Below are 458 nucleotides of genomic sequence, written 5' to 3'. Positions count from 1 at the left end.
CGCGTTCGACGTCGACATGAAATATGGCACGGTCGGCGCGGTAGCCTGCGATGCGGCGGGCCATGTTGCGGCGGCAACCTCGACCGGTGGCGTGACCGGCAAGAATTGGGGCCGCATCGGCGATTCGCCTTTGATCGGGGCTGGCACCTATGCCGATGACCGCGCGGGCGCGGTGTCGTGCACTGGCGCGGGCGAGTTCTTCATCCGTGTGAACGTCGCGCATGAAATTTGCGCGCGGGCGCGCCTGGCAGGCGAATCGCTCGAGGTTGCGGCTCAGGCCGTGCTGTCAGAGGTCGCCGCGCTCGGCGGCACCGGTGGGGTGATCGTCACCGGCCCCAACGGGGAGGCGCTGTGGCACTTCACCACCCCCGGCATGTACCGCGCGCGCCTCGGCTCCGACGGCCAGCGCGACGTCGCCATCTTCGGCGACGACTGAAATTCCCTCTCCCATCGGGAGA

At 68.8% G+C, this 458-nt stretch carries 1 protein-coding gene; it reads left to right on the top strand.

All coding sequences use genetic code 11. From position 1 onward, the window contains the following. The coding region (locus AACY19_RS27245; RefSeq protein ID WP_339454597.1) for an isoaspartyl peptidase/L-asparaginase at positions 1 to 436 on the top strand (436 nt) is incomplete at its 5' end. Between the last annotated feature and the right edge of the window lie 22 nt (positions 437 to 458).

This window comes from Pseudomonas sp. EA_5y_Pfl2_R50 (assembly GCF_963970475.1).
GTDB lineage: Bacteria > Pseudomonadota > Gammaproteobacteria > Pseudomonadales > Pseudomonadaceae > Aquipseudomonas.
The sequence above is the reverse complement of the archived record's forward strand: the minus strand, read 5'-3'. Positions and strand labels throughout refer to the sequence as shown.